Source organism: Pantoea hericii (genome assembly GCF_014155795.1).
Classification (GTDB): Bacteria; Pseudomonadota; Gammaproteobacteria; order Enterobacterales; family Enterobacteriaceae; genus Pantoea; species Pantoea eucalypti.
In genome coordinates this window covers 35,662-60,484 of sequence record NZ_SCKV01000007.1, presented here as the reverse complement: position 1 = coordinate 60,484, position 24,823 = coordinate 35,662, and the positions used below count along the sequence as shown (strand labels likewise).

At 56.3% G+C, this 24,823-nt stretch carries 22 protein-coding genes, 4 tRNA genes, 1 other RNA gene and 1 pseudogene; 22 read left to right on the top strand and 6 right to left on the bottom strand.

Annotation, left to right across the window (positions count from 1 at the left end; all coding sequences use genetic code 11):
• Positions 1 to 51: 51 nt before the first annotated feature.
• The 12 genes and pseudogenes from H7K52_RS18970 to H7K52_RS15690 form a co-directional block, all read left to right on the top strand.
• Positions 52 to 168 (top strand): annotated as a pseudogene (locus H7K52_RS18970) (glucose-1-phosphate thymidylyltransferase 2 RmlA2); the annotation flags it as partial.
• Positions 146 to 853: a dTDP-4-amino-4,6-dideoxy-D-galactose acyltransferase gene (gene rffC, locus H7K52_RS15740; protein ID WP_039658618.1), complete on the top strand. Its 708-nt coding sequence runs from the start codon at positions 146 to 148 to the stop codon at positions 851 to 853. The pseudogene H7K52_RS18970 and the gene rffC, both read left to right, overlap by 23 nt.
• A complete protein-coding gene (rffA, locus tag H7K52_RS15735; protein ID WP_182630207.1) occupies positions 840 to 1,970 on the top strand; it encodes a dTDP-4-amino-4,6-dideoxygalactose transaminase in 1,131 nt (376 codons plus the stop codon). The genes rffC and rffA overlap by 14 nt, the downstream gene beginning before the upstream one ends.
• Complete coding sequence (gene wzxE / locus H7K52_RS15730; RefSeq protein ID WP_182630206.1) at positions 1,970 to 3,220, top strand: lipid III flippase WzxE; 1,251 nt, start codon at positions 1,970 to 1,972, stop codon at positions 3,218 to 3,220. Before rffA ends, wzxE begins: the two co-directional genes overlap by 1 nt.
• Positions 3,217 to 4,284, top strand: coding sequence for a TDP-N-acetylfucosamine:lipid II N-acetylfucosaminyltransferase (gene wecF / locus H7K52_RS15725; RefSeq protein ID WP_182630205.1), 1,068 nt, complete (start codon positions 3,217 to 3,219; stop codon positions 4,282 to 4,284). Before wzxE ends, wecF begins: the two co-directional genes overlap by 4 nt.
• A complete protein-coding gene (wzyE, locus tag H7K52_RS15720) occupies positions 4,281 to 5,624 on the top strand; it encodes an ECA oligosaccharide polymerase (RefSeq protein WP_008926432.1) in 1,344 nt (447 codons plus the stop codon). The genes wecF and wzyE overlap by 4 nt, the downstream gene beginning before the upstream one ends.
• 25 nt (positions 5,625 to 5,649) lie before the next feature.
• Positions 5,650 to 6,390, top strand: coding sequence for a lipopolysaccharide N-acetylmannosaminouronosyltransferase (gene wecG, locus H7K52_RS15715; protein WP_008926433.1), 741 nt, complete (start codon positions 5,650 to 5,652; stop codon positions 6,388 to 6,390).
• 158 nt (positions 6,391 to 6,548) lie between these two features.
• Positions 6,549 to 6,625: transfer RNA gene (locus H7K52_RS15710), tRNA-Arg, on the top strand.
• 98 nt (positions 6,626 to 6,723) lie between these two features.
• A tRNA-His gene (locus H7K52_RS15705) sits at positions 6,724 to 6,799 on the top strand.
• 16 nt (positions 6,800 to 6,815) lie between these two features.
• Positions 6,816 to 6,902 (top strand) — tRNA-Leu (locus H7K52_RS15700).
• A 20-nt stretch (positions 6,903 to 6,922) separates the two neighbouring features.
• Positions 6,923 to 6,999: transfer RNA gene (locus H7K52_RS15695), tRNA-Pro, on the top strand.
• Between the two features lie 32 nt (positions 7,000 to 7,031).
• A non-coding RNA gene (locus H7K52_RS15690) (RtT sRNA) lies at positions 7,032 to 7,161 on the top strand.
• A gap of 1,101 nt (positions 7,162 to 8,262) precedes the next feature.
• Here H7K52_RS15690 and hemY read toward each other — a convergent pair.
• The 4 genes from hemY to hemC are packed head-to-tail and all read right to left on the bottom strand — an operon-like array spanning position 8,263 to position 12,287.
• Entirely contained in the window at positions 8,263 to 9,459 is a 1,197-nt protein-coding gene (hemY, locus tag H7K52_RS15685) for a protoheme IX biogenesis protein HemY (protein WP_008926434.1), read from the bottom strand.
• Positions 9,460 to 9,461: 2 nt separating this feature from the next.
• Positions 9,462 to 10,595 (bottom strand): uroporphyrinogen-III C-methyltransferase, encoded by a 1,134-nt coding sequence (gene hemX / locus H7K52_RS15680; protein ID WP_003854351.1) that lies wholly within the window; start codon positions 10,593 to 10,595, stop codon positions 9,462 to 9,464.
• 25 nt (positions 10,596 to 10,620) lie between these two features.
• A complete protein-coding gene (gene hemD, locus H7K52_RS15675; protein WP_003854352.1) occupies positions 10,621 to 11,349 on the bottom strand; it encodes a uroporphyrinogen-III synthase in 729 nt (242 codons plus the stop codon).
• Entirely contained in the window at positions 11,346 to 12,287 is a 942-nt protein-coding gene (gene hemC / locus H7K52_RS15670) for a hydroxymethylbilane synthase (RefSeq protein WP_033743361.1), read from the bottom strand. Before hemC ends, hemD begins: the two co-directional genes overlap by 4 nt.
• Before the next feature lie 316 nt (positions 12,288 to 12,603).
• On the opposite strand from hemC, the gene H7K52_RS15665 reads away from it, so the two are divergent.
• The 10 genes from H7K52_RS15665 (at position 12,604) to H7K52_RS15625 (ending at position 23,408) form a co-directional block, all read left to right on the top strand.
• The gene (locus H7K52_RS15665) at positions 12,604 to 15,162 is read left to right on the top strand and encodes a class I adenylate cyclase (RefSeq protein ID WP_182630204.1); all 2,559 of its coding nucleotides are present in this window, start codon (positions 12,604 to 12,606) and stop codon (positions 15,160 to 15,162) included.
• A 147-nt stretch (positions 15,163 to 15,309) separates the two neighbouring features.
• The gene (gene lptM / locus H7K52_RS15660) at positions 15,310 to 15,510 is read left to right on the top strand and encodes an LPS translocon maturation chaperone LptM (protein ID WP_008926437.1); all 201 of its coding nucleotides are present in this window, start codon (positions 15,310 to 15,312) and stop codon (positions 15,508 to 15,510) included.
• A gap of 28 nt (positions 15,511 to 15,538) precedes the next feature.
• Complete coding sequence (dapF, locus tag H7K52_RS15655; RefSeq protein ID WP_008926438.1) at positions 15,539 to 16,363, top strand: diaminopimelate epimerase; 825 nt, start codon at positions 15,539 to 15,541, stop codon at positions 16,361 to 16,363.
• Positions 16,360 to 17,064 (top strand): DUF484 domain-containing protein, encoded by a 705-nt coding sequence (locus tag H7K52_RS15650; RefSeq protein ID WP_182630203.1) that lies wholly within the window; start codon positions 16,360 to 16,362, stop codon positions 17,062 to 17,064. The genes dapF and H7K52_RS15650 overlap by 4 nt, the downstream gene beginning before the upstream one ends.
• The gene (xerC, locus tag H7K52_RS15645; RefSeq protein ID WP_008926439.1) at positions 17,061 to 17,966 is read left to right on the top strand and encodes a tyrosine recombinase XerC; all 906 of its coding nucleotides are present in this window, start codon (positions 17,061 to 17,063) and stop codon (positions 17,964 to 17,966) included. Before H7K52_RS15650 ends, xerC begins: the two co-directional genes overlap by 4 nt.
• Complete coding sequence (yigB, locus tag H7K52_RS15640; protein WP_039658612.1) at positions 17,963 to 18,679, top strand: 5-amino-6-(5-phospho-D-ribitylamino)uracil phosphatase YigB; 717 nt, start codon at positions 17,963 to 17,965, stop codon at positions 18,677 to 18,679. The genes xerC and yigB overlap by 4 nt, the downstream gene beginning before the upstream one ends.
• A 154-nt stretch (positions 18,680 to 18,833) precedes the next feature.
• Positions 18,834 to 20,996 carry a DNA helicase II gene (uvrD, locus tag H7K52_RS15635; protein WP_003854368.1) on the top strand — a complete coding sequence of 721 codons (2,163 nt, stop codon included), beginning with the start codon at positions 18,834 to 18,836 and terminating at the stop codon, positions 20,994 to 20,996.
• A 67-nt stretch (positions 20,997 to 21,063) separates the two neighbouring features.
• On the top strand, positions 21,064 to 21,120 hold the full coding sequence (gene ysgD / locus H7K52_RS19060) for a YsgD/CorL family protein (RefSeq protein WP_369690086.1): 57 nt from the start codon (positions 21,064 to 21,066) through the stop codon (positions 21,118 to 21,120).
• Positions 21,121 to 21,298: 178 nt separating this feature from the next.
• Complete coding sequence (gene corA, locus H7K52_RS15630) at positions 21,299 to 22,252, top strand: magnesium/cobalt transporter CorA (protein WP_003854370.1); 954 nt, start codon at positions 21,299 to 21,301, stop codon at positions 22,250 to 22,252.
• Between the two features lie 97 nt (positions 22,253 to 22,349).
• Positions 22,350 to 23,408 (top strand): AbrB family transcriptional regulator, encoded by a 1,059-nt coding sequence (locus H7K52_RS15625; RefSeq protein WP_003854372.1) that lies wholly within the window; start codon positions 22,350 to 22,352, stop codon positions 23,406 to 23,408.
• On the opposite strand, the gene rarD is transcribed toward H7K52_RS15625, so the two are convergent.
• Positions 23,373 to 24,278: an EamA family transporter RarD gene (rarD, locus tag H7K52_RS15620; RefSeq protein ID WP_003854374.1), complete on the bottom strand. Its 906-nt coding sequence runs from the start codon at positions 24,276 to 24,278 to the stop codon at positions 23,373 to 23,375. The genes H7K52_RS15625 and rarD overlap by 36 nt on opposite strands.
• Before the next feature lie 23 nt (positions 24,279 to 24,301).
• A complete protein-coding gene (locus tag H7K52_RS15615) occupies positions 24,302 to 24,772 on the bottom strand; it encodes a thioesterase family protein (RefSeq protein WP_003854376.1) in 471 nt (156 codons plus the stop codon).
• Between the last annotated feature and the right edge of the window lie 51 nt (positions 24,773 to 24,823).

Genomic DNA, 24,823 nt, shown 5'->3' with positions numbered 1-24,823 from the left:
GGTTCGGCTCTGGTGCGCTTTATACTGTAGACGGCTGGTAAAACTGGTCCCTGGCGTAACAGCTGGCTCAGCGATGACCAGTTGCGTGCCGCGGGTGAAGCGCTGACAAAAACTGGCTATGGCCAATACCTGCTGGATTTATTACATGCCCGTCCACGTCAATATTAATCCCCTTAGCTGGGAGAGCACATTCTTCGGTGTTGATACCGTGCGGCTGGAGCCGCAGGGCGAGACGCCGCTGGAGCAGGCGCTGCGGCATCCCTGTGCACTGATACAGATGAAAGTCGCTGCCAGCGAGACGGCACTGATTGATACGCTGCAGCAGCATCAGTTTCAGCTGGCAGAAGGCGAAGCAGACCTGACGCTGGCGGTTAAAGAGACGGAACGTCAGGCGGGGATTCGCATTGCGCGTGACGCACAAATTCCGCCACTGCGCGATGCCGCATCTCAGCTCTTCAGCCAGAGCCGTTTTCGCGCGCCTTGGTATGCGCCGGACGCCAGCGGTCGCTTCTATGCGCAGTGGATTGAAAATGCGGTGCGCGGCACATTTGACGACCAGTGCCTGGTAGCCAGTGACGCCACCGGTCAGTTGCAGGGTTTTGTTTCGCTGCGCGCGGCAGACGGCGATGCGCGAATCGGTCTGCTGGGCGTGTTGCCTGACGCGCAGGGCCAGGGCGTGGGTCAGCGACTGCTGCTGGCGGCGGCGGACTGGGCGCGGGTAAGACAGCTGGCTCAGCTTCGGGTTGCCACCCAGATGAGTAATCTCACGGCGATGCGCCTCTATTTACGCAGCGGTGCCCGGCTCGACAGCACCGCCTACTGGTTTTACAGGAAAGGTCATGATTCCATTTAATGCGCCCCCGATTGTGGGCACAGAAATTGACTATATGCAGTCGGCAATGAACAGCGGCAAGCTGTGCGGTGACGGCGGATTTACCCGTCGCTGTCAGCAGTGGATGGAGCAGCGTTTCGGTAGCAAAAAAGTGCTGCTCACTCCCTCCTGTACCGCTTCGCTGGAGATGGCGGCGCTGTTAATCGATCTGCAGCCCGGCGATGAAGTGATCATGCCGAGCTACACCTTTGTCTCGACCGCTAATGCCTTTGTGCTGCGCGGCGCGCGCATCGTGTTTGTCGATGTACGCCCGGACACCATGAACATTGATGAAACGCTGATCGAAGCCGCTATCACTGAAAAAACCCGCGCCATTGTGCCGGTGCATTACGCAGGCGTGGCCTGTGAAATGGACACCATTATGGCGCTGGCGGCAAAGCATAAGTTGTTTGTGATTGAAGATGCGGCGCAGGGCGTGATGTCACGCTACAAAGGGCGCGCCCTGGGCACCATTGGTCATATTGGCTGCTTCAGTTTTCACGAAACCAAGAACTACACCGCCGGTGGCGAAGGTGGCGCGACACTCATTAACGACGCCAGCCTGGTCGAGCGCGCCGAGATCGTGCGGGAAAAAGGTACCAACCGCAGCCAGTTCTTCCGGGGTCAGGTCGATAAATACACCTGGCGCGATATGGGATCGAGCTACCTGATGGCCGATCTGCAGGCGGCCTATCTCTGGGCGCAGCTGGAAGCCGCTGAGCGCATCAACCAGCAGCGGTTACGCATCTGGCAGCGTTATTACGACGCACTCCAGCCGCTGGCGACCCAGGGACGTATCAGCCTGCCGGTGATCCCCGCCAGCTGTGAACACAATGCGCACATGTTTTATATCAAACTGCGCGATCAGGACGATCGCCAAGCGCTGATCAACTGGATGAAAGAAGCTGAGATACTGACGGTGTTCCACTATATTCCGCTGCACAGTTCGCCAGCCGGTGAGCGTTTCTCGCAGTTTGTCGGCGACGATCGCTATACCACGCAGGAAAGTGAACGTTTGCTGCGCCTGCCGCTGTTCTATAACCTGTCCGATAATAATCAGAGCACGGTTATCAGCTCACTGCTGAGCTTCTTTTCCTGATGTCATTGGCCAGAGCCTCAGTGTGGACCGCATCGTCCACGCTGGTAAAAATTGTGGCTGGTCTGCTGGTGGTCAAACTGCTGGCGGTGAGTTTCGGACCCGAGGGTGTCGGCCAGGCGGGGAACTTTCGTCAGCTGATCACCGTGCTGGGTGTGCTGGCGGGCGCGGGCATCTTCAATGGCGTCACCACCTATGTGGCGCAGTATCAACAGCAGCCCGGACAACTGCGCGCGATGGTGGGCACGGCATCGGCTATGGTGCTGGGCTTTTCCGGTGTGCTGGCGCTGCTGTTTCTGCTGGCGGCGGCACCCATCAGCGCCGCGCTGTTTGGTCATGATCGCTATCAGGGCGTCATCCGCGTCGTCGCCTTTCTTCAGCTCGGTATCGCCTGGGCCAACTTTACCCTGGCGCTGCTGAAGGGCTATCGCGATGCGCGCGGTAATGCGCTGGCACTGATTCTCGGCAGCCTGACTGGCGTGGCGGGCTATCTGCTCTGCTGGTGGCTGGGTGGCTATCAGGGGGCGCTGATTGGTCTGGCACTGGTGCCGGCCTTGCTGCTGCTGCCGGCGCTACTGATGCTGAAACGCCGCGCACCGCTGCCGCTGAGCTGGCTGCGTCCGCAATGGCACCCTGAGCTGGCGCGTAATCTGGCAAAATATACCCTGATGGCGCTGATCACGGCTGTGACCCTGCCGGTTGCCTGGGTGTTGATGCGTAACCTGCTGGCAGAGCAGGAAGGGTGGGCGCAGGTCGGATTGTGGCAGGGTGTCACCAGCATTTCGGATGCCTATCTGCAGTTTATCACCGCAACCTTTAGCGTCTGGCTGCTGCCGACGCTGGCGCGGCTCGAGAGCAAACGCGACATTGCACGCGAGATTGGCCGTGCACTGCGTTTTGTACTGCCCGCCGTAGCGGTTGCCAGTTTTGGTGTCTGGGTGCTGCGCGATTTCGCCATCAGCCTGTTGTTCTCTGAGGCTTTTCGCGGGATGCGCGATCTTTTCGTCTGGCAGCTGTGCGGTGATGTTTTTAAAGTCGGTGCCTATGTTTTCGGATATCTGGTTATCGCCAAAGCCTCGCTGCGCTTTTATGTTCTCACTGAGATCAGCCAGTTTCTGTTGCTGACGCTCTTCTCACGCTGGTTGATCCCGTTACATGGCGCGACGGGTGCGGCGCAGGCCTATATGTTTACCTATGTGGCTTACTTTGCCCTGTGTTGTGGCGCTTTTATTGTTTACTGCCGGAAAAAATGACTTTAATTCACGTTTTGGGATCGGACATTCCCCACCACAATCTTACGGTGCTGCGCTTTTTCAACGATATACTCAGCGTTGAGCAGCCCGTGGCTTCGCCACGCCATTTTATGGTAGTGACGCAGCAGCCAGAGAGCCTGGCACCGTTCAGTGCATTGCAGATTGAGTGCTTTACCAGCAAGAAAGCGCTGGCGCAGGCGGTGCTGCAGCGGGCCAGACATCGTCAGCAGCTTTTTTTCTGCCACGGTCAGTTTAACCCGTGGATCTGGCTGGCATTACTCAGTGGCAAGTTGCGCCGTTCCCAAATCTTCTGGCATGTCTGGGGTGCCGATCTCTATGAAGATTCACGCAGCCTGAAGTTTCGCCTGTTCTATCTGGTTCGCCGGCTAGCACAGGGACGCGTTGCTCAGGTTTTTGCGACCCGTGGCGACCTGCATCACTACCAGCAGCGTCATCGCAGGGTGCCGGGTTCACTGCTCTATTTCCCGACCCGAATGCCCGCCGCCGCTGTTGAGTCTGATCCCGCAGAGCCGTTTACGCTGCTGCTGGGCAACTCCGGCGATCCGAGTAACCGGCACATTGAAGGCTTAAAAGCGATTCGCGCGCAGTTTGGCACACAGGTGCGTATCGAGGTGCCGCTGGGCTATCCGCCAGGCAACGAGGCGTACATCAGTGAGATTCAGGCTGCAGCAGAGACACTGTTCCCGGACGGGCAGGTGAATCTGATGCGTGAAAATCTGGCGTTTGATGATTATTTAGCGCTGCTGGCGCGCTGTCATGTCGGCTATTTTATGTTTGAACGTCAGCAGGGAGTGGGAACACTCTGTCTGCTGATCCAGGCCAACGTGCCGTTTATCCTGACCCGCAAAAATCCGTTCTGGCGTGATGTGGCTGAGCAGCAGCTTCCGGTATTGTTCAGCGAAGATACGCTGTCGCCTGCGGTGATTGCCGAGGCACGCCGCCAGCTGATGAGCTGTGATAAACAGGCGATCGCCTTTTTTGCGCCGGGGTATCTCACAGGCTGGCGGGCCGCGTTACAGCTCAGCGAAGGGGAGTTGTCATGAGTCTTATGCAGTTTGGCGGCCTGCTGGTGGTCTATCTGCTGTCGCTGGTTTTTATTCTGACCCTGACCTGGCGGGAGTTTAAGCGCGTCCGTTTTAACTTCCATCTGTTCTTCACACTGCTGTTCTTACTGACCTTTTACTTCGGCTTCCCACTGACCTCGGTGCTGGTGTTTCGCTTTAATGTTGAGGTGGTGCCGGTCGAGAATCTGCTGGAGGCGTTGCTGTCAGCGACGGCGTTTTACGCCATTTATTACGTCAGTTATAAAGTGCGGCTGAAGCCCGCCAGTGCGCCACCGGCGAAGCCCTGGCTGCAGATGAATCGGGTTGAAACGCACCTGACCTGCGTGATTCTGGCGCTGGTGGCGCTGGGAACCGTCACTGTGTTTTTCATTCACAACGGTTTTCTGCTGTTCCGCCTGACTGCCTATAACCAGATCTTCTCCAGTGAAGTCTCGGGGGTGGCGCTCAAGCGCTTCTTCTACTTCTTTATTCCGGCGATGTTGATCCCCTATTTTCTGAGCCCGACGCGCCGCAACTGGCTGCTGTTCCTGGTGGTAACAGTGGCCTTTGGTTTGCTGACCTACGCACTGGTGGGCGGCACCCGCGCCAATATCATTATTGCTTTTGCCCTGTTCCTGTTCATCGGGATCACCCGTGGCTGGATCACTCTGTGGATGCTGGCAACAGCGGGCGTACTGGCAATTGCGGGGATGTTCTGGCTGGCGCTGCGCCGCTATAACCTCGACGTAATGGGCGATGAAGCGTTTTATACCTTCCTCTATCTGACGCGTGATACGTTCTCACCGTGGGAGAATCTGGCTCTTCTGCTGGATAACTACGCCCGCATTGAGTTCCAGGGTCTGGCGCCGCTGTGGCGTGATTTCTACGTTTTCATTCCGACCTGGCTCTGGCCGGATCGGCCGCTGGCGGTGTTAAACAGTGCGAACTACTTCACCTGGGAAGTGCTGAATAACCATTCTGGCCTGGCGATTTCCCCCACATTAATTGGATCGCTGGTGGTGATGGGCGGCGTCTGGGCGATTCCAGTTGGTGCTGTCGCGGTAGGGATGATTATCAAAGCCTTTGATGCGATCTATCAGCGTGGCTGCCTTGAGACCAACCGGTACACCGGCGCCATCCTGCAAAGCTTCTGTTTTGGCGCGGTGTTTAACATGATTGTGCTGGCCCGCGAAGGTCTTGATGCGTTCGGTTCTCGCGTGGTGTTTTTCTGCATCATTTTTGCTGCCTGTCTGGGCATAGCTAAATTACTTTTCTGGTTACTGGATCGCGCAGGTTTGATTCGCGACCGCAGCAGGCGGGTGTTACACAGCCCGCTCTGATTAACCTCTGGGATTGACGGAAGATATGACAACGTTAACTGAGACGCCGCAGTACCGGATTCGCGGCGTTGATTTGTATGGCTTCGAAAACATGCCGTCGGCGGTGAATTTTTTGATGCCGCCGCAGCGCGTTCGCAGCGGTATTTTAGTGGCGATCAATGCAGAGAAGATTCTGACCGCTGAGCGGGATGAGGGATTACGCACGCTGTTAGCGCAGGCTGAATATGCGTATGCCGATGGCATCAGTATTGTGCGGTCGATTCGTAAAAAATATCCGCAGGCGTCGGTGCAGCGCATTGCGGGAGCAGATTTATGGGAAGCGTTGATGGAGCGCGCCGGGCGTGAGGGGACGCCGGTGTTTCTTATCGGTGGTCGCCAGCGGGTGCTGGATGAAACCTGTGATAAGTTACGCCGCCAGTGGAATGTGAATATTGTTGGCGCGCAGGATGGCTATTTTGCGCCAGCCGATCAGGATGCGCTGTTTGCCCGGATTGCGGCTAGCGGTGCGAAGCTCGTCACTGTAGCGCTGGGATCGCCACGTCAGGAGCTGCTGATGCTGGCGTGCCGTGCGCACTGTCCTGATGCGCTCTACATGGGCGTAGGCGGAACCTACGATGTTTTTACCGGTCATGTGAAGCGCGCCCCTAAAATCTGGCAGCGACTGGGGCTGGAGTGGCTCTATCGTCTGATTCGACAACCGAGCCGCCTGCGCAGGCAATTAAAACTGCTTAAATATTTGCGCTACCACTGGCGCGGCGATCTCTGATATTGCTGATAAATGCCGCATTTTTAGGCATTGTGAGAGAGGAAATGCACTATTTGTCGAGAAAGTGCACAAAGCGTAATCAAACGCGTCTTTTTATTTAAAAAGCACTAGACACGATGGGCGCTTATCTCTAGTATGCACATCCGCAACGGCGCTACGCGCCCGTAGCTCAGCTGGATAGAGCGCTGCCCTCCGGAGGCAGAGGTCTCAGGTTCGAATCCTGTCGGGCGCGCCATATCGTTTGTGCGCATGAGCTTCGGTGGTTGATTTACCGCGGTTGGCAGTAGAGATTTAAATGCTGCAGGTTTTAAATCTGTGACATTAAGAATTGTGGTGGCTATAGCTCAGTTGGTAGAGCCCTGGATTGTGATTCCAGTTGTCGTGGGTTCGAGTCCCATTAGCCACCCCAGATTTTGCTGGGAAACGCGAAGGTGGCGGAATTGGTAGACGCGCTAGCTTCAGGTGTTAGTGTCTTAACGGACGTGAGGGTTCAAGTCCCTCTCTTCGCACCAGGCAAAACAGTTAAAAAAATCGGCGAGTAGCGCAGCTTGGTAGCGCAACTGGTTTGGGACCAGTGGGTCGGAGGTTCGAATCCTCTCTCGCCGACCATTTTTAGAAACCTGTCTGAAAAGACAGGTTTTTTTTCGTCTGTATAAAAGAGGATGAGGACCTCCGAAGGAGGTTTGAGCCGAGCGAAGCGAGACAACGTTGCTTCAGCAACGGCCCGCAGGGCGCTGCTCATAGAGCAGTGTAATCCTCTCTCGCCGACCATTTTTAGAAACCTGTCTGAAAAGACAGGTTTTTTTCGTCTGTAGAAAAGTGGATTCGAATGTCTGCGGGAGATATGGGCCGGGCCGGCTTGGGTGCTGTGGAACAATGTTGCTGTGAGTTCGAGTCTGCGAAGGGAACACGGTCAGATCGGAAAGGCGCTAATGCCATCCATGGCCGCTCGGCCCACGCGATTCGCACCTCATCCCTGAGGTGCGCCCGTAGCCGGGCCAACGCTCTGCGTTGTTCAAAAACGCTCCCGGCGTTTTTGTCCCAGGCGTGGGACGCTTTCCTCCTCTGACCATGTTCCCGACGCATTGGGCTTCTTCATTGCTGTAAACTCTCTGAAGCTTATGTAAGTACTTAATGCGTCTGCCAGACTTGAAGCGAAGGGAGCATACGCCTGTAGCAAAGCATCGCGGGCCACGGACGGCCCGCGCTGAGGCCGCCAGGGATGGCGTCTTTTGCGTCTTTGCGAAAGGCGTATGCTCCCTGAAGCCGGCACAGCGGTGAGAACGGGCTGCTGTTTGCTAATCTTCGATGCCAGCTCTCCCGCTTTGATTTCGCCAGTTGTCAGTTAAAGTTGCTTAAGCAGGAGTAGCAGCGTCGTGAATCGCCGACAAATAAGTCATTGTTATTGTTAAGTTCACAGAGAGATTGGCCTCGCTGTCTCTATTAAGAGACAGAGAAAATGCCAGCTGTCGCCGGATACCGACACTTAACATCGGACATGGCTAAGAACAGATTTGGCACTGTGATTAACTCATTGATTTATAATTACTTTAAAAATAAACCTTAACCTGGCACGGCTTGTGCAATACTTCTGCTGTAGATGCTCATTCCACCTCTTATGTCTGCTTATGCTACATAAACCTGGGAATGATGCAGAGCCAATTTTCGGTACCTGTTGTCTGCCTGCCTGTATCGCGTAAGCCTTACAGGGTTAACAGACACCACGTTGAGTCAGGTACCTCCCGGTTGTCTTACCGACCTGATCTTACACCTGCCACTGGCAGGTGTTTTTTTTGCCTGCGAGAACCGGATGGCAGATTTTGGGCACAAAAAAGCCGGGCGAGCCCGGCTTTATCCTGTCTGACAATCGCATCAGGCGTTTGGGTTATTCTTCAGCGTCAGCAACAACCCTTCACGGCGCATTTTTGCAGCCTCTTCCGGGCGATGCAGACGGTCATAAACATCTGCCAGCCATGCATAATCGAACGCATCCGGACGCTGCGCCAGCGCCTGCTGCAGCGCGTCAGCTGCCTGCTGCCATTCCCCATGACGCATCAGCAACTGCCCCAGCGTACTGTGCAGCAACGGCGTTGCGCCATGCTGTTTAATCTGCTGACGTAATGCTTTCTCCAGTGCTTCGGGATTGCCGCTTTTGATACGTGGCATCAGCAGTACCAGACGATCGTCATAATGACGTTTCAGGCCTTCCAGCACGATAGACTGTGCGGTGTCGTGATCGTCACACTCAATCAGATGATCCGCCATGGCGACCTGCAACGTCGTATCCTGACGGGTCTTGCGACTCAGTGTGCTCCACCAGCGCTTCAGCCCATCACTGCCCTGATCAGCCATCGCCTGATTCATCAGACCCAGCCAGGCCTGCTGCTGCAAGGCATCACGATGGAGCTCATCGCCGACCTGTGACTTCTGCATCGACGGCAGAATATCCAGCAACGCACTCCAGGCACCTGTGCGAATATACGCCTGTTCGGCCAGGCGCAGTACTTCCGGGTGACGCGGTGCCACTTCCAGCAGGCGGTCGATGCTATGACGCGCAGCGTGATCTTCGTTACGTGCCAGCTGAATACGTGCGCGGGCGATTTCCACCGGAATGGTATTGTTTTCCGACAGCTCTGCAGCACGCTCAAGATGCTGATTAGCACGGGCTTCATCACCACGCTGTTGTGCAGCTTCTGCAGCCAGCAGATAGTTGGCTACAGGCACATCAGCGTGATCGGCATCTTTAGAGAGCAGTTTCTCAACCTGACGGTGGTCGCCTTCTGCCAGCTTCATCAGCGCCGACTGGGTATGGCGCTGGGCGCGACGGCGTTTACGTCCGGTAAACCAGCCACGGGTTCGCGCGCCGGTGTGCAGCACGCGGCGCAGCAGCCACTCTACGGCCAGAATCACCAGCAGGCTGAGAATAAGGATAATGACCAGGCCTGTGACGCTGGTTTCGATATTCCAGTTATCAGTCTGAATCAGCACGTAGCCCTGATGACCGGCAATCATCGGTCCCAGCACCACGCCCGCAATCAGCAGGATAAAGAGGATAAATACCTTAAGCATGCTTAGCCCCCCTGCTGATTAGCAGCGGCAGAAGGTTGCGCTAACAGGTTGCGCACCCGCGTCTGCATCAGCTGTTCCAGCAACGGCTGACTTTCCAGGTTATCCGGCAGATCCATATTGATGTTCTGCTGACTCAGCTCATCCAGCTGGGCAAGGAAAGCTTTGGTGGCGGCATCATTGGTGTCGTACCAGGCGCGAACCCAGGCGGACACGGTATCGATAGATTGTTTATAAATCTCATCCTGATGACGCGGAACAGCCTGAGCAGCGATCAGCAGACGCGAGCGGATATTCTCACGCAGATATACATCCTGATTCGGTGCCAGCAGCGGCTGTGCGGTGTTATCGCGACGACGGATGGTAATAAAATCATCCATAAAATTATGCCAGCTTTTCACCAGATTCTGACGCCATTCGCGCACCGAACCTGAGAGTTCGCCGCCATCGCTGTCCATCGGCGCATCATCGCTGTCGTTATCGGCCAGGCGCAGATTATCAACGTTATTCGACAACTGATTCAGCTTGAGGATCACCCCGTCGTAGTCGACCTGCGTAACGGAAGAGAGGTTGCTGATATCCTGGGTCAGTGCACGACGCACATTCATCACGCTGGGATCGTTCATGTCGGCCAGGCTGGCATCGGCGCTTTTCAGCAGTGCCGCGGCTGTCGTGACATCCTGATCGCTCCAGAGTTTGCGGCCCGCCAGTTTCACCAGATAGTCCGCCTGTGCCAGCAGCCAGCTGCGCACGTCGTTGCCAGAGATCACGGCTACTTTTTCACGCAGGGTTTCCAGCTCTTTTGCTGAGGCATTCTGCTGCTGTTGCGCAGTCTGCAACGCCTTTTCAGCGCTACTTAATTGCTGTGTCAGCTGCTGTTTATCGCTGCCGGCCTGCTGCTGCAACGCGCTTAACTGGTCGCTCAGCTTTTGATTGGTTTGTGCCTGTAAATCAGCCTGATGTTTCCCGTTAAGGTATAAACCCGCACCCATCGCCAGCGCGATGACAATCGCAACGGCACCCAACACCATGCCACCCTTTTTCGCATTACGCGGTGGTGTGCTGTTGCTGGAAGAGGAGCGGTCAACCGCTGGGGTGGTTTCTTCAACCATGGCGGAGGAGTCTTTTTGTTCCGTCATATGTGGCACATCCCATTGTTAAAGTTCAGCGTAACGCGCGCAGCAGCGCATCGTTATCGGCACCATCGGCTACCTGAATATCCTGCCAACCTAATCCAGCGGCCAGGGTAGCCAAACGTTCACTGACGACAATCAGTCGGCAGTGGAGCAGCCATTCCTCACGATCAACCGCGGGGAACAGCGAAAAGAGCTGTTGTAACATTTCACCGCTGGTCACCACCAGCACCGAGACGCCGCGATCGCGCCAGCGGCGGCCTTCAACGGGTCCATCATAATGCTTCTGGCAGCGCTGGTAGCAGGCAGCAAACGTCACCTCAGCACCTCGCCGGGTTAAGGTCTCTGCCAGCAATTCGCGTCCGGGATCGCCTCGCAGGATCAGCGCACGTTTACCGGAAATCTGCTGAAGTGTGTTTATCTGGATCAATTCCTCACTGGTTTCATGTGCATGTGGCCAGGTCACCTGCTGGCCACTGACGGTGTGAAACGCCAGTGCGGTGCTGCGACCAATTGCATAATAGTCCAGCTCAGTGGGCCATGCTTTGATCGCGTGCTGCGCGTAGTGAATAACCTGCTGAGAAAGGATAAAGACGAGGTCGCCAGCATGAAGTCCGGCGAGCTTCTGGGGCAGAGAGGCGAGGTCAGCGCCCGGTGCGAACTCGATCAGCGGCAGGCTCCACGCCTGTTTGCCAAGGGCATGCAGGCGCGATACCAGCTCTGCCGCTGCGGGTTCCGGGCGCGTCACCAGGATGGTCATGCCGGCGGCTGCCCCTGGTAAACTTCTTTCAGGATTTCACGTGCGCCGCCATTCAGCAGTTCATCGGCCAGTGAAATGCCCATCTGTTCTGCCTGCGCGCGTGGACCCCGGCGTTCGCCGCTGACCATCACCCGGCCATCTGGTGCGCCGACCATGCCGCGCAGCCAGAGGTCATTGCCTTCCAGCACCGCGAAACTGCCGATGGGTACCTGGCAGCCACCCTCTAAGCGGGTATTCATGGCGCGTTCCGCTCTGACGCAGACTTCGGTGTCATCGTGGTTCAGTGCCCGTAACAGGTCAATTAAGACGCTGTCGTCCAGACGGCATTCAATGCCGACCGCACCCTGACCCACGGCGGGCAGGGAAACTTCGGCAGGCATTGCCTGGCGAATGCGATCTTCCAGTCCCAGGCGTTTCAGCCCGGCAACGGCCAGAATGATCGCGTCATACTCTCCGGCATCGAGCTTGCCGAGACGGGTGCCCACATTACCCCGCAGCGAACGGATCACCAGATCCGGACGGCGCGCACTAATCTGGCACTGACGACGCAGGCTGGAGGTGCCGACAATGGCTCCCTGTGGCAGCGCGTCAATAGAGTCATAATGATGGGAAACGAACGCATCGCGCGGATCGTCGCGCTCGCAGATGGTCACCAGGCCCAGACCTTCAGGGAAACTGACCGGCACATCTTTCATGGAGTGCACAGCCATATCGGCACGGCCATCCTGCATCGCCAGCTCAAGCTCTTTGACAAACAGTCCTTTGCCACCCACTTTTGCCAGCGGCGTATCAAGAATAATGTCACCTTTCGTGACCATAGGCACCAGCTCAACGCGCAGTCCCGGATGGGCACTCATGAGGCGTTGCTGTACATAATGTGCCTGCCATAATGCGAGCGGGCTTTGTCTTGTAGCAATTCTGAAAATTTTGTCTAACATGCTGTTAACCATTTTTATCGTTCACTGAATATCCTATCATCTCTGGATGAATACTGTCAGTTTCAACGGATTGAAAAGGGCCTGCGCACGGTTTCAGGCCCGGATTATCAAGCCATAACGTGGGAACCAGCGCTGAAAAGGCGGGAAGCTGGTAAGAACGTGCTAAACTGTTAAGTAGCGCAACTTTCTTTACGGTCAATCTGGCGAGTGTTAGATTGATCACGTTTCCAGCAATTATCTGCCCACTTTTTACTTTAATAAGCGGCAGAGCGTGGAAACAGGGTGCTTAAACACTGGGACAATCAGGCGAAACGTCTTGTACCTCTACATTGAGACACTGAAACAGAGACTGGATGCAATCAACCAGCTGCGCGTTGATCGTGCGCTGGCTGCTATGGGACCCGCTTTTCAGCGCGTCTACAGTCTGCTGCCAACCTTATTACATTATCAACATCCTCAGATGCCGGGTTACCTTGAAGGTAGCGTTCCATATGGCATCAGCTTCTACACGCCTGATGAAAATCAGCACCAGCTGCTGGCCGATCTCACCGGCGACAGCGACCTGCGCCATGCCGATGCGCCGAAAGGCGAGATGCCAATCACCGCCATTTACTCCATGGGCAGCACCTCGTCTGTCGGCCAGAATAGCGTCTCGGATCTCGATATCTGGGTCTGCCATCAATCCTGGCTTGATAATGAAGAGCGCCTGAATCTGCAGCGCAAATGTACGTTATTGCAGAAGTGGTGCGTCTCAATGGGTGTGGAAGTCAGTTTCTTCCTGATTGATGAGAACCGCTTCCGTCACAATGAAAGCGGCAGCCTGGGCGGTGAAGATTGCGGCTCAACCCAACACATTTTGCTGCTGGATGAGTTTTACCGTACTGCGGTTCGTATGGCGGGCAAACGTCTCCTGTGGAATATGGTACCGGGTGAAGAAGAGCATCACTATGACGATTACGTGATGTCGCTGTACGCGAAAGGCGTGCTGACCCCCAATGAGTGGCTCGATCTGGGTGGCCTCGGTACGCTGTCTGCTGAAGAGTATTTTGGTGCCAGTCTGTGGCAGCTCTATAAAAGCATCGACTCGCCTTATAAAGCCGTACTGAAAACGTTGCTGCTGGAAGCCTATAGCTGGGAATACCCGAACACGCAGCTGCTGGCGATGGATATCAAACAGCGCCTGCACGACGGCGAAATCATCTGCTTCGGACTCGATCCTTACTGCATGATGCTGGAACGCGTAACGCACTATCTCACCAGCGTTGACGATCAGCCGCGTCTTGATCTGGTTCGTCGCTGCTTCTATCTCAAAGTATGTGAAAAGCTCAGCACCGAAGATCATCATCATCGCACCGGCTGGCGTCGCGAGATTTTATCGCAGCTGGTCAAAGAGTGGGGCTGGAACGAAGAGAAGATTGCCGTTCTGGACAACCGCGCCGAGTGGAAAATTGAGCGGGTGCGCGAAGCCCATAACGAATTACTGGATGCGATGATGCAAAGCTATCGCAACCTGATCCGCTTTGCCCGCCGCAATAACTTAAGCGTTAGCGCCAGCCCGCAGGATATCGGTGTATTAACCCGTAAACTGTATGCCGCGTTTGAAGCGCTGCCGGGCAAAGTGACGCTGGTGAACCCGCAGATTTCGCCCGATCTCTCTGAACCGAATCTGACCTTTATTCATGTCCCACCTGGCCGTGCCAACCGTTCCGGCTGGTATCTCTATAACCAGGCACCGGATATGGATTCGATCATCAGCCATCAGCCGCTGGAATATAACCGCTACCTGAACAAGCTGGTGGCGTGGGCGTGGTTTAATGGTCTGCTGACCCGCAAAACCCGGCTGCATATTAAAGGCAATGAGATTTGCGATCTGGCGCGTCTGCAGGAGCTGGTCAACGATGTTTCCAGCCACTTCCCGCTGCGTCTGCCTTCGCCGACACCAAAAGCGCTCTACAGCCCGTGTGAAATTCGTCACCTGGCGATTATTGTTAACCTTGAGCATGACCCGACAGCGGCCTTCCGCAACCAGGTGGTGCACTTCGACTTCCGCAAGCTGGATGTTTTTAGCTTTGGTCAGCAGCAGCAGTGCCTGATTGGCAGTATCGATCTGCTCTATCGCAACTCCTGGAATGAGGTGCGTACACTGCATTTCAGCGGCGAACAGGCGATGATCGAAGGACTGAAAACCATTCTTGGCAAGATGCATCAGGATGCCGCACCGCCGGATACGGTGGAAGTGTTCTGCTACAGCCAGCACCTGCGCGGTCTGATCCGCACGCGCGTGCAGCAGCTGGTCTCAGAGTGCATTGAGCTGCGCCTTTCCAGCACACGTCAGGAGCCGGGCCGCTTTAAAGCGCTGCGCATGGCAGGCCAGACCTGGGGTCTGTTCTTTGAACGTATGAGTGTTTCTGTGCAGAAGCTGGAAAATGCCGTTGAGTTTTATGGCGCGATCTCCAACAACAAGCTGCATGGACTCTCTATTAAAGTCGAAACGAATCAGACGCCGCTGCCACCCGTTGTTAACGGCTATGCCAGCGAAGGCATCATTCAGTTCTTCTTTGAAAACACCACGGATGAGCGCGGCTTCAATATCTACATTCTCGATGAGACCAATCGGGTTGAGGTCTATCATCACTGTGAAGGCAGCAAAGAGGAGCTGGTGCGCGACGTCAGTCGGTTCTACTCCTCATCGCACGATCGCTTCACCTATGGGTCGAGCTTTATCAACTTTAACCTGCCGCAGTTCTATCAGATTGTGAACACGGGTGAGCGATTCCAGGTGATTCCGTTCCGTAGTCAGACGCTGACGCAGCTGTGTACGACGCAGCCTGACAACGACAACAGCGACTATCAACCGCGCTATCAGGTGCATTGATGCTGACGGCCTGCCTGCGCTCTGCAGGTGGCCGCTATCTTTCTGGCTTGTCACCCGGTTCACGCTATTAGCGGGGATTTCCTGTTGCTTTTCCACCTTCAACTGCGATGATAAGCATCCAGGTAAAGGACATGAAGAGCATAAAGAATGAAGAAAGTAATAAGCCTGTTGGCCGTGACACTGGCTGTAACCAGCCTTGCAGGTTGTGGTCTGAAAGGACCGCTTTACTTCCCGCCGAAGGATCAGCCGAAGAAACAACAATCGCCGACCGAACGCCAGAAAGCGGATGCCAAAAAAGCCGATGTGGGCGGACTGGTTACCGGCAACTCAGGCGTACAAGCGAACTAATCTGATGGCTTATCCGGCGGAGCAAAAAATGCAGTTCTCCAAAATGCACGGTCTCGGCAACGATTTTATGGTTGTGGATGCAGTGACACAAAACGTCTTTTTTTCGCCGGAGTTGATCCGCCGGCTGGCCGATCGTCATCTGGGGATCGGATTTGATCAGCTGCTGATTGTTGAACCCCCTTACGATCCCGATCTCGATTTCCACTATCGCATTTTCAACGCCGACGGCAGTGAAGTGGCTCAGTGCGGTAACGGTGCGCGCTGTTTTGCCCGCTTTGTTCAGCTCAAAGGGCTGACCAACAAGACCGATATCCGGGTCAGTACGCAAAATGGCCGTATGGTCCTGACCGTGACGCCGGATGACCAGGTGCGCGTGAACATGGGCGAGCCCAACTTTGAGCCTCAGCAGGTGCCGTTCCGCGCCAACAAAGCCGAAAACCTCTATCTGCTGCGCGTTGCCGAACAGACGGTAATGCTGGGTGCGGTTTCGATGGGTAATCCTCACTGCGTCATCCAGGTTGAAAGTGTGAAAACCGCGCAGGTTGAACTGCTGGGCCCGATTCTGGAGAGCCATGAGCGTTTCCCGGATCGCGTCAATGTGGGTTTTATGGAGATCATCAATCCCGAACATATCCGCCTGCGCGTCTATGAACGCGGCGCGGGTGAAACACAGGCGTGCGGCAGTGGCGCCTGTGCTGCCGTTGCATGCGGCATTCAGCAGGGCATTCTGGCACCTAACGTCCGTGTCGATCTGCCTGGTGGAACGCTGCATATCTCCTGGAAAGGTGCCGGTCAGCCGCTCTATATGACCGGGCCTGCGACACACGTCTACGATGGGTTTATTCATCTATGAAAAATATCGAAGAGCAGACTGACAGTTCGGTTCTGCTGGACGATCAGGCCGTCAGTGATTATCTGCGGCAGAATCCCGATTTCTTTATCCGCAATGCCCGCGCAGTTGAACAGATGTCGGTGCCGCATCCGGTGCGCGGCAGCGTGTCGCTGGTCGAGTGGCACATGGCGCGGCAACGCAACCACATTCAGCGGCTGGAAGAAGAGATCACGCTGCTGATGGAGCAGGCCAGCGCTAACCACGAACTGTTTGACCGTCTGCTGTCGCTGGAAAGTCATCTGGCAGCGGCTGATTCGCTGCAGGATATGCTCAACCGATTGCACCGCTGGGCACGTGAATTGGGCCTGGCAGGTGCCAATGTGCGGCTGTTTAGTGACAAATGGCTGCTGGGCGCGCCTTCCGATTTCTTTCAGCTGAGCCTGTCGCGTCAGGCGTTTGAACCGCTGCGTATTCAGCGCTTCGGTAACCAGCATCACTATCTCGGCAACATTAATGGCCCGGAACTGCTGCTGCTGCTGCCGCAGGCAAAAGCGATCGGTTCGGTGGCCATGTCGCTGATGGGCGAAGAGGGCGATCTCGGCGTGCTGGTGTTCAGCAGTCGCGACAGCCAGCACTACCAGTCGGGTATGGGGACACTGCTGTTGCAGCACCTGTCGCAGATGATGCCTGATCTGCTTTCCCGCTGGGTCGAGCGCGCATGAGTAGCACGCTGCTGGAGGCTGTCGACGGATTCCTGCGCTACCTGAAAGTGGAGCGCCAGCTGAGTCCGTTAACCCAGAGCAGTTATGCGCGACAGCTTGCCGCGCTGGTGGCGATTGCTGACGAGATGAAGCTCAGCAGCTGGGCACAGCTGGAACCCGCGCAGGTGCGCAGCATGGCGGCGCGTAGCCGTCGTGCCGGACTCTCTGCCAGCAGCCTGGCGCTGCGCCTCTCTGCGCTGCGCAGTTTCCTCGACTGGCAGGTGAGTCAGGGTTTGCTCTCCGCTAATCCTGCCAAAGGGGTAATGACGCCACGTAAAGCACGGCATCTGCCCAAAAATATTGATGTTGATGAAGTGAATCAGCTGCTGGAGATCGACCTTGACGATCCGCTGGCGGTGCGCGACCGGGCGATGCTGGAAGTGATGTATGGCGGCGGTCTGCGTCTCTCCGAACTGGTCAATATGGATTGCCGCCATGTCGATCTCGATTCCGGTGAAGTGTGGGTCGTGGGTAAGGGCAGCAAAGAGCGCCGGGTTCCGATTGGCCGCACGGCCGTCACCTGGATCCAGCACTGGCTGCCGCTGCGTGAAACGTTCGGTGCCCAGGATGATGCGCTGTTTCTGTCGACGCGCGGCAACCGCATTTCGCCCCGCAACGTACAGAAGCGCTTTGCCGAATGGGGCATCAGACAGGGTCTGGCGAGCCATATCCATCCGCATAAGTTGCGCCACTCTTTTGCCACGCATCTGCTGGAGTCCAGCGGCGACCTGCGCGCCGTGCAGGAGTTACTGGGGCATGCGAATCTGTCGACGACCCAGATCTACACCCATCTCGACTTCCAGCATCTGGCTTCGGTGTATGACGCTGCGCATCCCCGCGCCAAACGAGGAAAGAACGAATGAAGTTTTATCGTCCGCTGTCGGCCATAAAAGCTATGAGCTTCGACCTTGATGACACGCTCTACGATAACTACCCGGTGATTCGTCGTACCACGCTGGAGTCCCATGCGGCGTTGCAGGCTTTTCATCCGGCGCTGCGTGACTTCACGCCGCAGGATTATCAGCAGTTACGTGACGAACTGCTGCAGCGTGAGCCTGAAATCTATCATGATGTATCGGAGTGGCGACGCCGTTCGGTAGAGCTGGCGATGCTGAATGTCGGCCTCTCGGCCGCTGAAGCGACAGCGGGCGCGGCAGATGTCATGGCGGTCTTTCATCAGTGGCGGAGTCAGGTCGAGATGCCGGATGAGACGCATCAGACGCTAAAAGCGCTGGCGGAAAAAATCCCGCTGGTGGCGGTCACCAACGGTAACGCCTGCCCGGAAAAAATGGGCATTGCGCACTACTTTCAGTTTACGCTGCGGGCCGGGCCGGATGGGCGCGCCAAGCCGTGGCAGGATATGTATCAGCTTGCCGCGCAACGCCTTGATATCGCACCACATCATATTCTGCATGTCGGTGATGACCTCACAACCGATGTCGCGGGCTCACTGCGCTGCGGACTGCAGGCCTGCTGGATTAACCTGCGGCAGGGCAACCTGATGCATATCCCGGATGCGCGCCTGTTGCCGCATGTCGAAATTTCGCGGTTGGCATCACTCACCTCACTGCTATAATGGCTGTAAATTTATCCAGTCGTCTCCTCTTTTCTGCTTTGCCGCCGTCGCTAATCTGGCATCTGTGTCGCCGCCTGACGGGCAGCGATACTGTCTTGCGGCAGGCGGAATAATCAGCGCGACGACGACGCTTTTTCTCTGGTAAACGGTGCTTATGGACGTTTCTGAACTGCTCGATGGTTTGAATGACAATCAGCGCGCTGCCGTTGCGGCTCCGCGCAGTAACCTGCTGGTGCTGGCAGGCGCGGGCAGTGGTAAAACGCGGGTGCTGGTGCATCGCATTGCCTGGCTGATGTCGGTGGAGAATTGCTCTCCCTATTCAATTATGGCGGTGACCTTTACCAACAAAGCGGCCGCGGAGATGCGTCACCGTATCGAGCATCTGATCGGCACCAGTCAGGGCGGGATGTGGATCGGCACCTTCCACGGCCTGGCGCACCGTTTACTGCGCGCTCACCATCTTGATGCCGGTCTGCCGCAGGATTTTCAGATCCTCGACAGTGAAGATCAGCTGCGTCTGCTTAAGCGCCTGATTAAATCCATGAACCTTGATGACAAGCAGTGGCCTGCGCGTCAGGGCATGTGGTACATCAACGGCAAAAAAGATGAAGGCCTGCGGCCAAAGCATATTGAAAGCTACGGCAATCCGATTGAGCAGACCTGGCTGCGCATTTATCAGGCCTATCAGGAGGCCTGTGATCGCGCCGGTCTAGTCGATTTCGCTGAGCTGCTGCTGCGCGCCCATGAGCTGTGGCTCAACAAGCCGCACATTCTTAATCACTACCGCGAACGTTTTACCAACGTGCTGGTGGATGAGTTTCAGGATACCAACAACATTCAGTACGCCTGGATTCGGATGCTGGCGGGTGACAGCGGTCGTGTGATCATCGTAGGCGATGATGACCAGTCTATCTACGGCTGGCGCGGCGCGCAGGTCGAGAATATCCAGCGCTTCCTGCAGGATTTCCCTGGCGCGGAAACCATTCGTCTGGAGCAGAACTATCGCTCAACCAATAACATCCTGAAAGCCGCCAACGCCCTGATCGCCAACAACAATGGCCGCCTGGGTAAAGAGCTCTGGACCGAAGGCAGCGATGGTGAGCCAATCTCTATCTATTGCGCCTTTAATGAGCTGGATGAAGCACGCTTTGTGGTTAACCGCATCAAGGTCTGGATGGAGAACGGCGGCGCGCTCAACGACTGCGCCATTCTCTATCGCAGCAACGCCCAGTCGCGTGTGCTGGAAGAGGCGCTGCTGCAAAGCAGCATGCCGTACCGTATTTATGGCGGCATGCGCTTCTTCGAACGCCAGGAGATCAAAGATGCGCTCTCCTATCTGCGTCTGATGGCGAACCGCAATGACGATGCGGCTTTTGAGCGCGTGGTAAATACCCCGACACGTGGCGTGGGCGATCGCACGCTCGACGTGGTACGTCAGACCGCCCGTGAGCGTCAGATGACGTTGTGGCAGGCCACGCGCGAACTGCTGCAAAGCCGCGCGCTGGCTGGCCGTGCCGCGTCTGCGCTGCAACGCTTCTGTGAGCTGGTCGATTCACTGGCTACGGAAACCGCCGATTTACCGCTGCATGTTCAGACCGACCGGGTCATTAAAGACTCAGGCCTGTGGCTGATGTATGAGCAGGAAAAAGGTGAGAAGGGCCAGGCGCGTATCGAAAACCTTGAGGAGCTGGTGACGGCAACACGCCAGTTCAGCTATCAGGACGAAGATGAAGATCTGATGCCGCTGCAGGCCTTCTTGTCCCATGCCGCCCTTGAAGCGGGTGAAGGTCAGGCGGACAAGTGGCAGGATGCGGTTCAGCTGATGACGCTGCACTCGGCGAAAGGGCTGGAGTTTAGCCAGGTCTTTATTGTCGGCATGGAAGAGGGGATGTTCCCGAGCCAGATGTCGCTGGATGAAGGCGGCCGTCTGGAAGAGGAGCGTCGTCTGGCTTATGTCGGCGTAACCCGTGCCATGATGAAACTGACACTGACCTACGCTGAAACCCGCCGACTCTATGGTAAGGAAGTGTATCACCGGCCTTCCCGTTTCATCGGCGAACTGCCCGAAGCGTGCATCGAAGAAGTGCGTCTGCGCGCCAGCGTGAGCCGTCCGGTAAACCATCAGCGGATGGGTGCCCCGGTGACCAAAAATGACAGCGGATTCGCGCTGGGTCAGCGTGTTCATCACGCGAAATTTGGCGAAGGCACCATCATTAATCTGGAAGGCAGCGGTGAACACAGCCGCCTGCAGGTGGCGTTTCAGGGGCAGGGAATCAAGTGGCTGGTGGCGGCTTACGCAAAGCTGGAAACGCTTTAGCGTGCGGTTGACGGCTTTTTCGTCTCAGCGTAACATGCGCCCACTATTATCATGAGAGGACAATGCCTTGGACACGCCCAGTCGATGCTGGCTCAATGACCTGGATACCAGGAATAACATCTAAGGCTACCTCTTTACGCGGGTAGCCTTAGCGGTTATCAGCGACCTCCCTTTTTGATTCCGTCGCACGAGTCAGCACTGATTTATCTCTGAAACTCTGTTTCCGTGTTCAGGCCGCACGTTCCATGTTGAGGAACGGCGGACTGCCTTGTCCCATTTAGTCTGCAATGGGGAGTATTGCTATGCTGAGCGCATTTAAACTGGATCACAGCCGCCTGACGCGACTGGAGCTGGAAGACGAAAACGACAAACTGACCACCTCCGTCTGGGTCGATCTTATTGAACCGGAAGAGGGCGAACGTGATCGGGTGCAGTCAGAACTGGGTCAGAGCCTGGCAACACGGCCTGAGCTGGAAGACATTGAGGCCTCAGCACGTTTCTTCGAAGATGAAGATGGTCTGCATATTCACTCCTTCTTCTTCTATGAAGATGCTGACGATCACGCCGGTAACTCTACTGTGGCGTTCACCATCCGTGAAGGCCGCCTCTATACACTGCGCGAACGCGAACTGCCCGCTTTTCGCCTCTATCGTATGCGCGCCCGTAACCAGACGCTGATCGACGGCAATGCCTTTGAGCTGCTGCTCGACCTGTTTGAAACCAAAATCGAACAGCTTGCCGATGAAATCGAGAACATCTACAGCGCGCTGGAGAAACTCAGCCGGGTGATCATGGAAGGTCAGCAGGGCGAAGAGTACGATCAGGCGCTGTCGCGGTTAGCGGAACTGGAAGATATCGGCTGGAAAGTGCGCCTCTGTCTGATGGATACCCAGCGCGCGCTGAACTTCCTGGTGCGTAAAGCGCGCCTGCCGGGCAATCAGCTGGAGCAGGCACGTGAAATTCTGCGCGATATCGAATCGCTCCTGCCGCATAACGAATCGCTGTTCCAGAAGGTGAACTTCCTGATGCAGGCGGCAATGGGCTTTATCAATATCGAGCAGAACCGCATCATCAAGATCTTCTCCGTGGTCTCCGTGGTATTTCTGCCGCCAACGCTGGTGGCTTCCAGCTACGGGATGAACTTCGAGTTTATGCCGGAACTGAAGTGGAGCTTTGGTTATCCTGCGGCTATCGGCCTGATGATTCTTGCCGGACTGGCACCTTATCTCTACTTCAAGCGTAAAAACTGGCTTTAAAACAGCCACGGGCCATCTCAGATGGCCCGTTTTGCTGGCTCTCATCCCCGTTTCTGCGTACTCTGACCCTCCTGTTTTTACAAATAATTAACTTCTTATGGACGCTTTTTCGTTGCGCGCGCAGTGGACGCTGCTGTTGCTGGTCTCAGTGTTGCTGGGTGCGGTGCTGCACTATTTTCATGTGCCTGCCGCGCTGTTACTGGGACCGATGATCGTGGGCGTGGTGATGGGGCTATCAGGTGCCACGCTGCGCATTGATAAACGGTTCTTCCTGGTTGCTCAGGCCGTTCTGGGCTGCATGATTGCGCAAAGCCTGTCACCTTCGATTCTGACACCGCTGATTCAGGACTGGCCGATCGTACTGGCGGTGCTGTTGCTGACGCTGGCGGCCAGTGGCTTGTCCGGTTTTCTGCTGGTGCGCTTCAGTCATCTGCCTGGCCCGACCGGCGCATGGGGATCGTCGCCGGGGGGAGCATCGGCCATGGTGGCGATGGCGGGTGACTTTGGCGCTGACGTCCGGCTGGTGGCGTTTATGCAGTATCTGCGGGTGCTGTTTGTCGCCTCGGCGGCCGCGCTGGTGGCGCGCATCGGGCTGGGCGATGAAGCACACAGCGTGTCGCTGCTCTGGTTTCCGGCGCTGAATCGCGGTTTTGCCATTACCCTGGTCGTCATGCTGCTGGGCGCATGGCTGGGCACACGACTGCGCATTCCTTCTGGCGCGTTGCTGCTGCCCGCACTGGCGGGTGCGGCACTGAACAGCAGTCATATCGCGATATTACAGGTGCCGGAATGGTTGCTGGCCGTGGCCTATGCGCTGATTGGCTGGAGCGTGGGACTGCGTTTCACCCGCCCGATTTTTCTGCTGGCACTGCGCACGCTGCCGCAAATGCTGGCCTCGATCTTCGGGTTGATGTTGTTGTGTGGCGGGCTGGCGTGGATGCTGACCCGAATGCTGGATATCGATCTGATGACGGCTTATCTCGCCACCAGTCCAGGCGGACTGGACACGGTGGCGATTATTGCTGCAGGCACGCAGGTCAATATGGCGTTTGTGATGGCGATGCAGACGTTGCGTCTCTTTACCATCCTGCTGACCGGCCCGGCTTTAGCGCGCTTTATTTCACGCTACGCGCGCACGGGAACGGGAGCGGAATGAAAACGCCACCGCATCGCAGACAAACACCAGCAGCGCCAGCCAGATGAAGGCAAAGGTCACCAGCTTGTCTGGCGTGATGGTTTCACCGTAAAACACCACCGCCAGGACAAACATCAGCGTCGGGCCGAGGTACTGGAAGAAGCCCACGGTGGAGAGTCGCAGTCGGCTGCAGGCCGCCGCAAACAGCATCAGTGGAATGGTGGTAACAATGCCGGCCGCAATCAGCTTCAGGTTGAGGCTCAGCGGGTTAGCCGATAAATGGCTGGTGGCGCTGTCGGCAAAGCCAAACAGGTAAATCGCCGCCAGCGGGAACAGCCACAGGGTTTCAATCAGCATACCGCTCTGCGCATCGACCTGAATCTTTTTGCGCAAAAGACCGTAGAGGGCAAAGCTCAGCGCCAGGCCCAGCGCGATAATCGGTAACGATCCAAACTGCCACAGCTGCACCAGCACGCCGACGGCTGCCAGCAGTACGGCCAGCCACTGCAGGCGACGAAAGCGTTCGCGCAGAAACAGCATGCCGAACACCACGTTAATCAGCGGGTTAATAAAGTAACCGAGGCTGGCTTCCAGCATATGCTGATTGTTGACCGCCCAGATGAACAGCAGCCAGTTGCCGCCGATCGTCACTGCTGTCAGCGCCAGCATCAGCACTTTTCGGGGCTGGCGCAATACGCTGCGTACACCGGGCCAGCTGCGGCTCAGGGTAATCAGCAACAGCATAAAGAGCGCAGACCAGATCACGCGATGCGTCATGATTTCTGTCGCGGGAACCTGTTTCACTAGCTTGAAATAGGCGGGCGCAATGCCCCAGATAAAGTAAGCGCCCAGTGCAAAGCCAACGCCCTGCCGGGTTTGTTGCGTATCCATATGCGATCCATTCAGTGTCGTGGTTAGCCGATAAGATAGGTGGCAGTCGCCGTAGCGATGTAGTCGCCATGTTGATTGTGCAGCTCCACCCGAGCCACTCCGACTTTGTTACCGGCACGCAGCAGGCTGCTGGTGGCGATGAAGCGTTCACCGCGTCCGGGACGTAAATAGTCGACACGCATATCAATGGTGCCCATGCGCGACAGACGCTGGCGCAGCTCCTCCTCAGTGATGCTCTCCTGACGGGTTAGCGCATTACTGACGCAGACCATGCCCGCAGCGACATCCAGTACCGAGGCGATAACACCGCCGTGCAGAATCTGCTGTGCCTGGTTACCTACCAGCATGGTTTTGTTATTGAAACTGATCTCTGCGTAGTCTGCGTCAAGGCGCAGCAGCTCCAGGCCCAGCGCCTGATTAAACGGCATGTGATAAACGAAAATTTCGCCGACCAGCTTACGAGCGTCCTGCTGTGTCAGCACGGGTGATGACATGATGATGTGTCCTGAAAAAATCGGGCCAGAGGGGCGCGGAACGTTAATGAG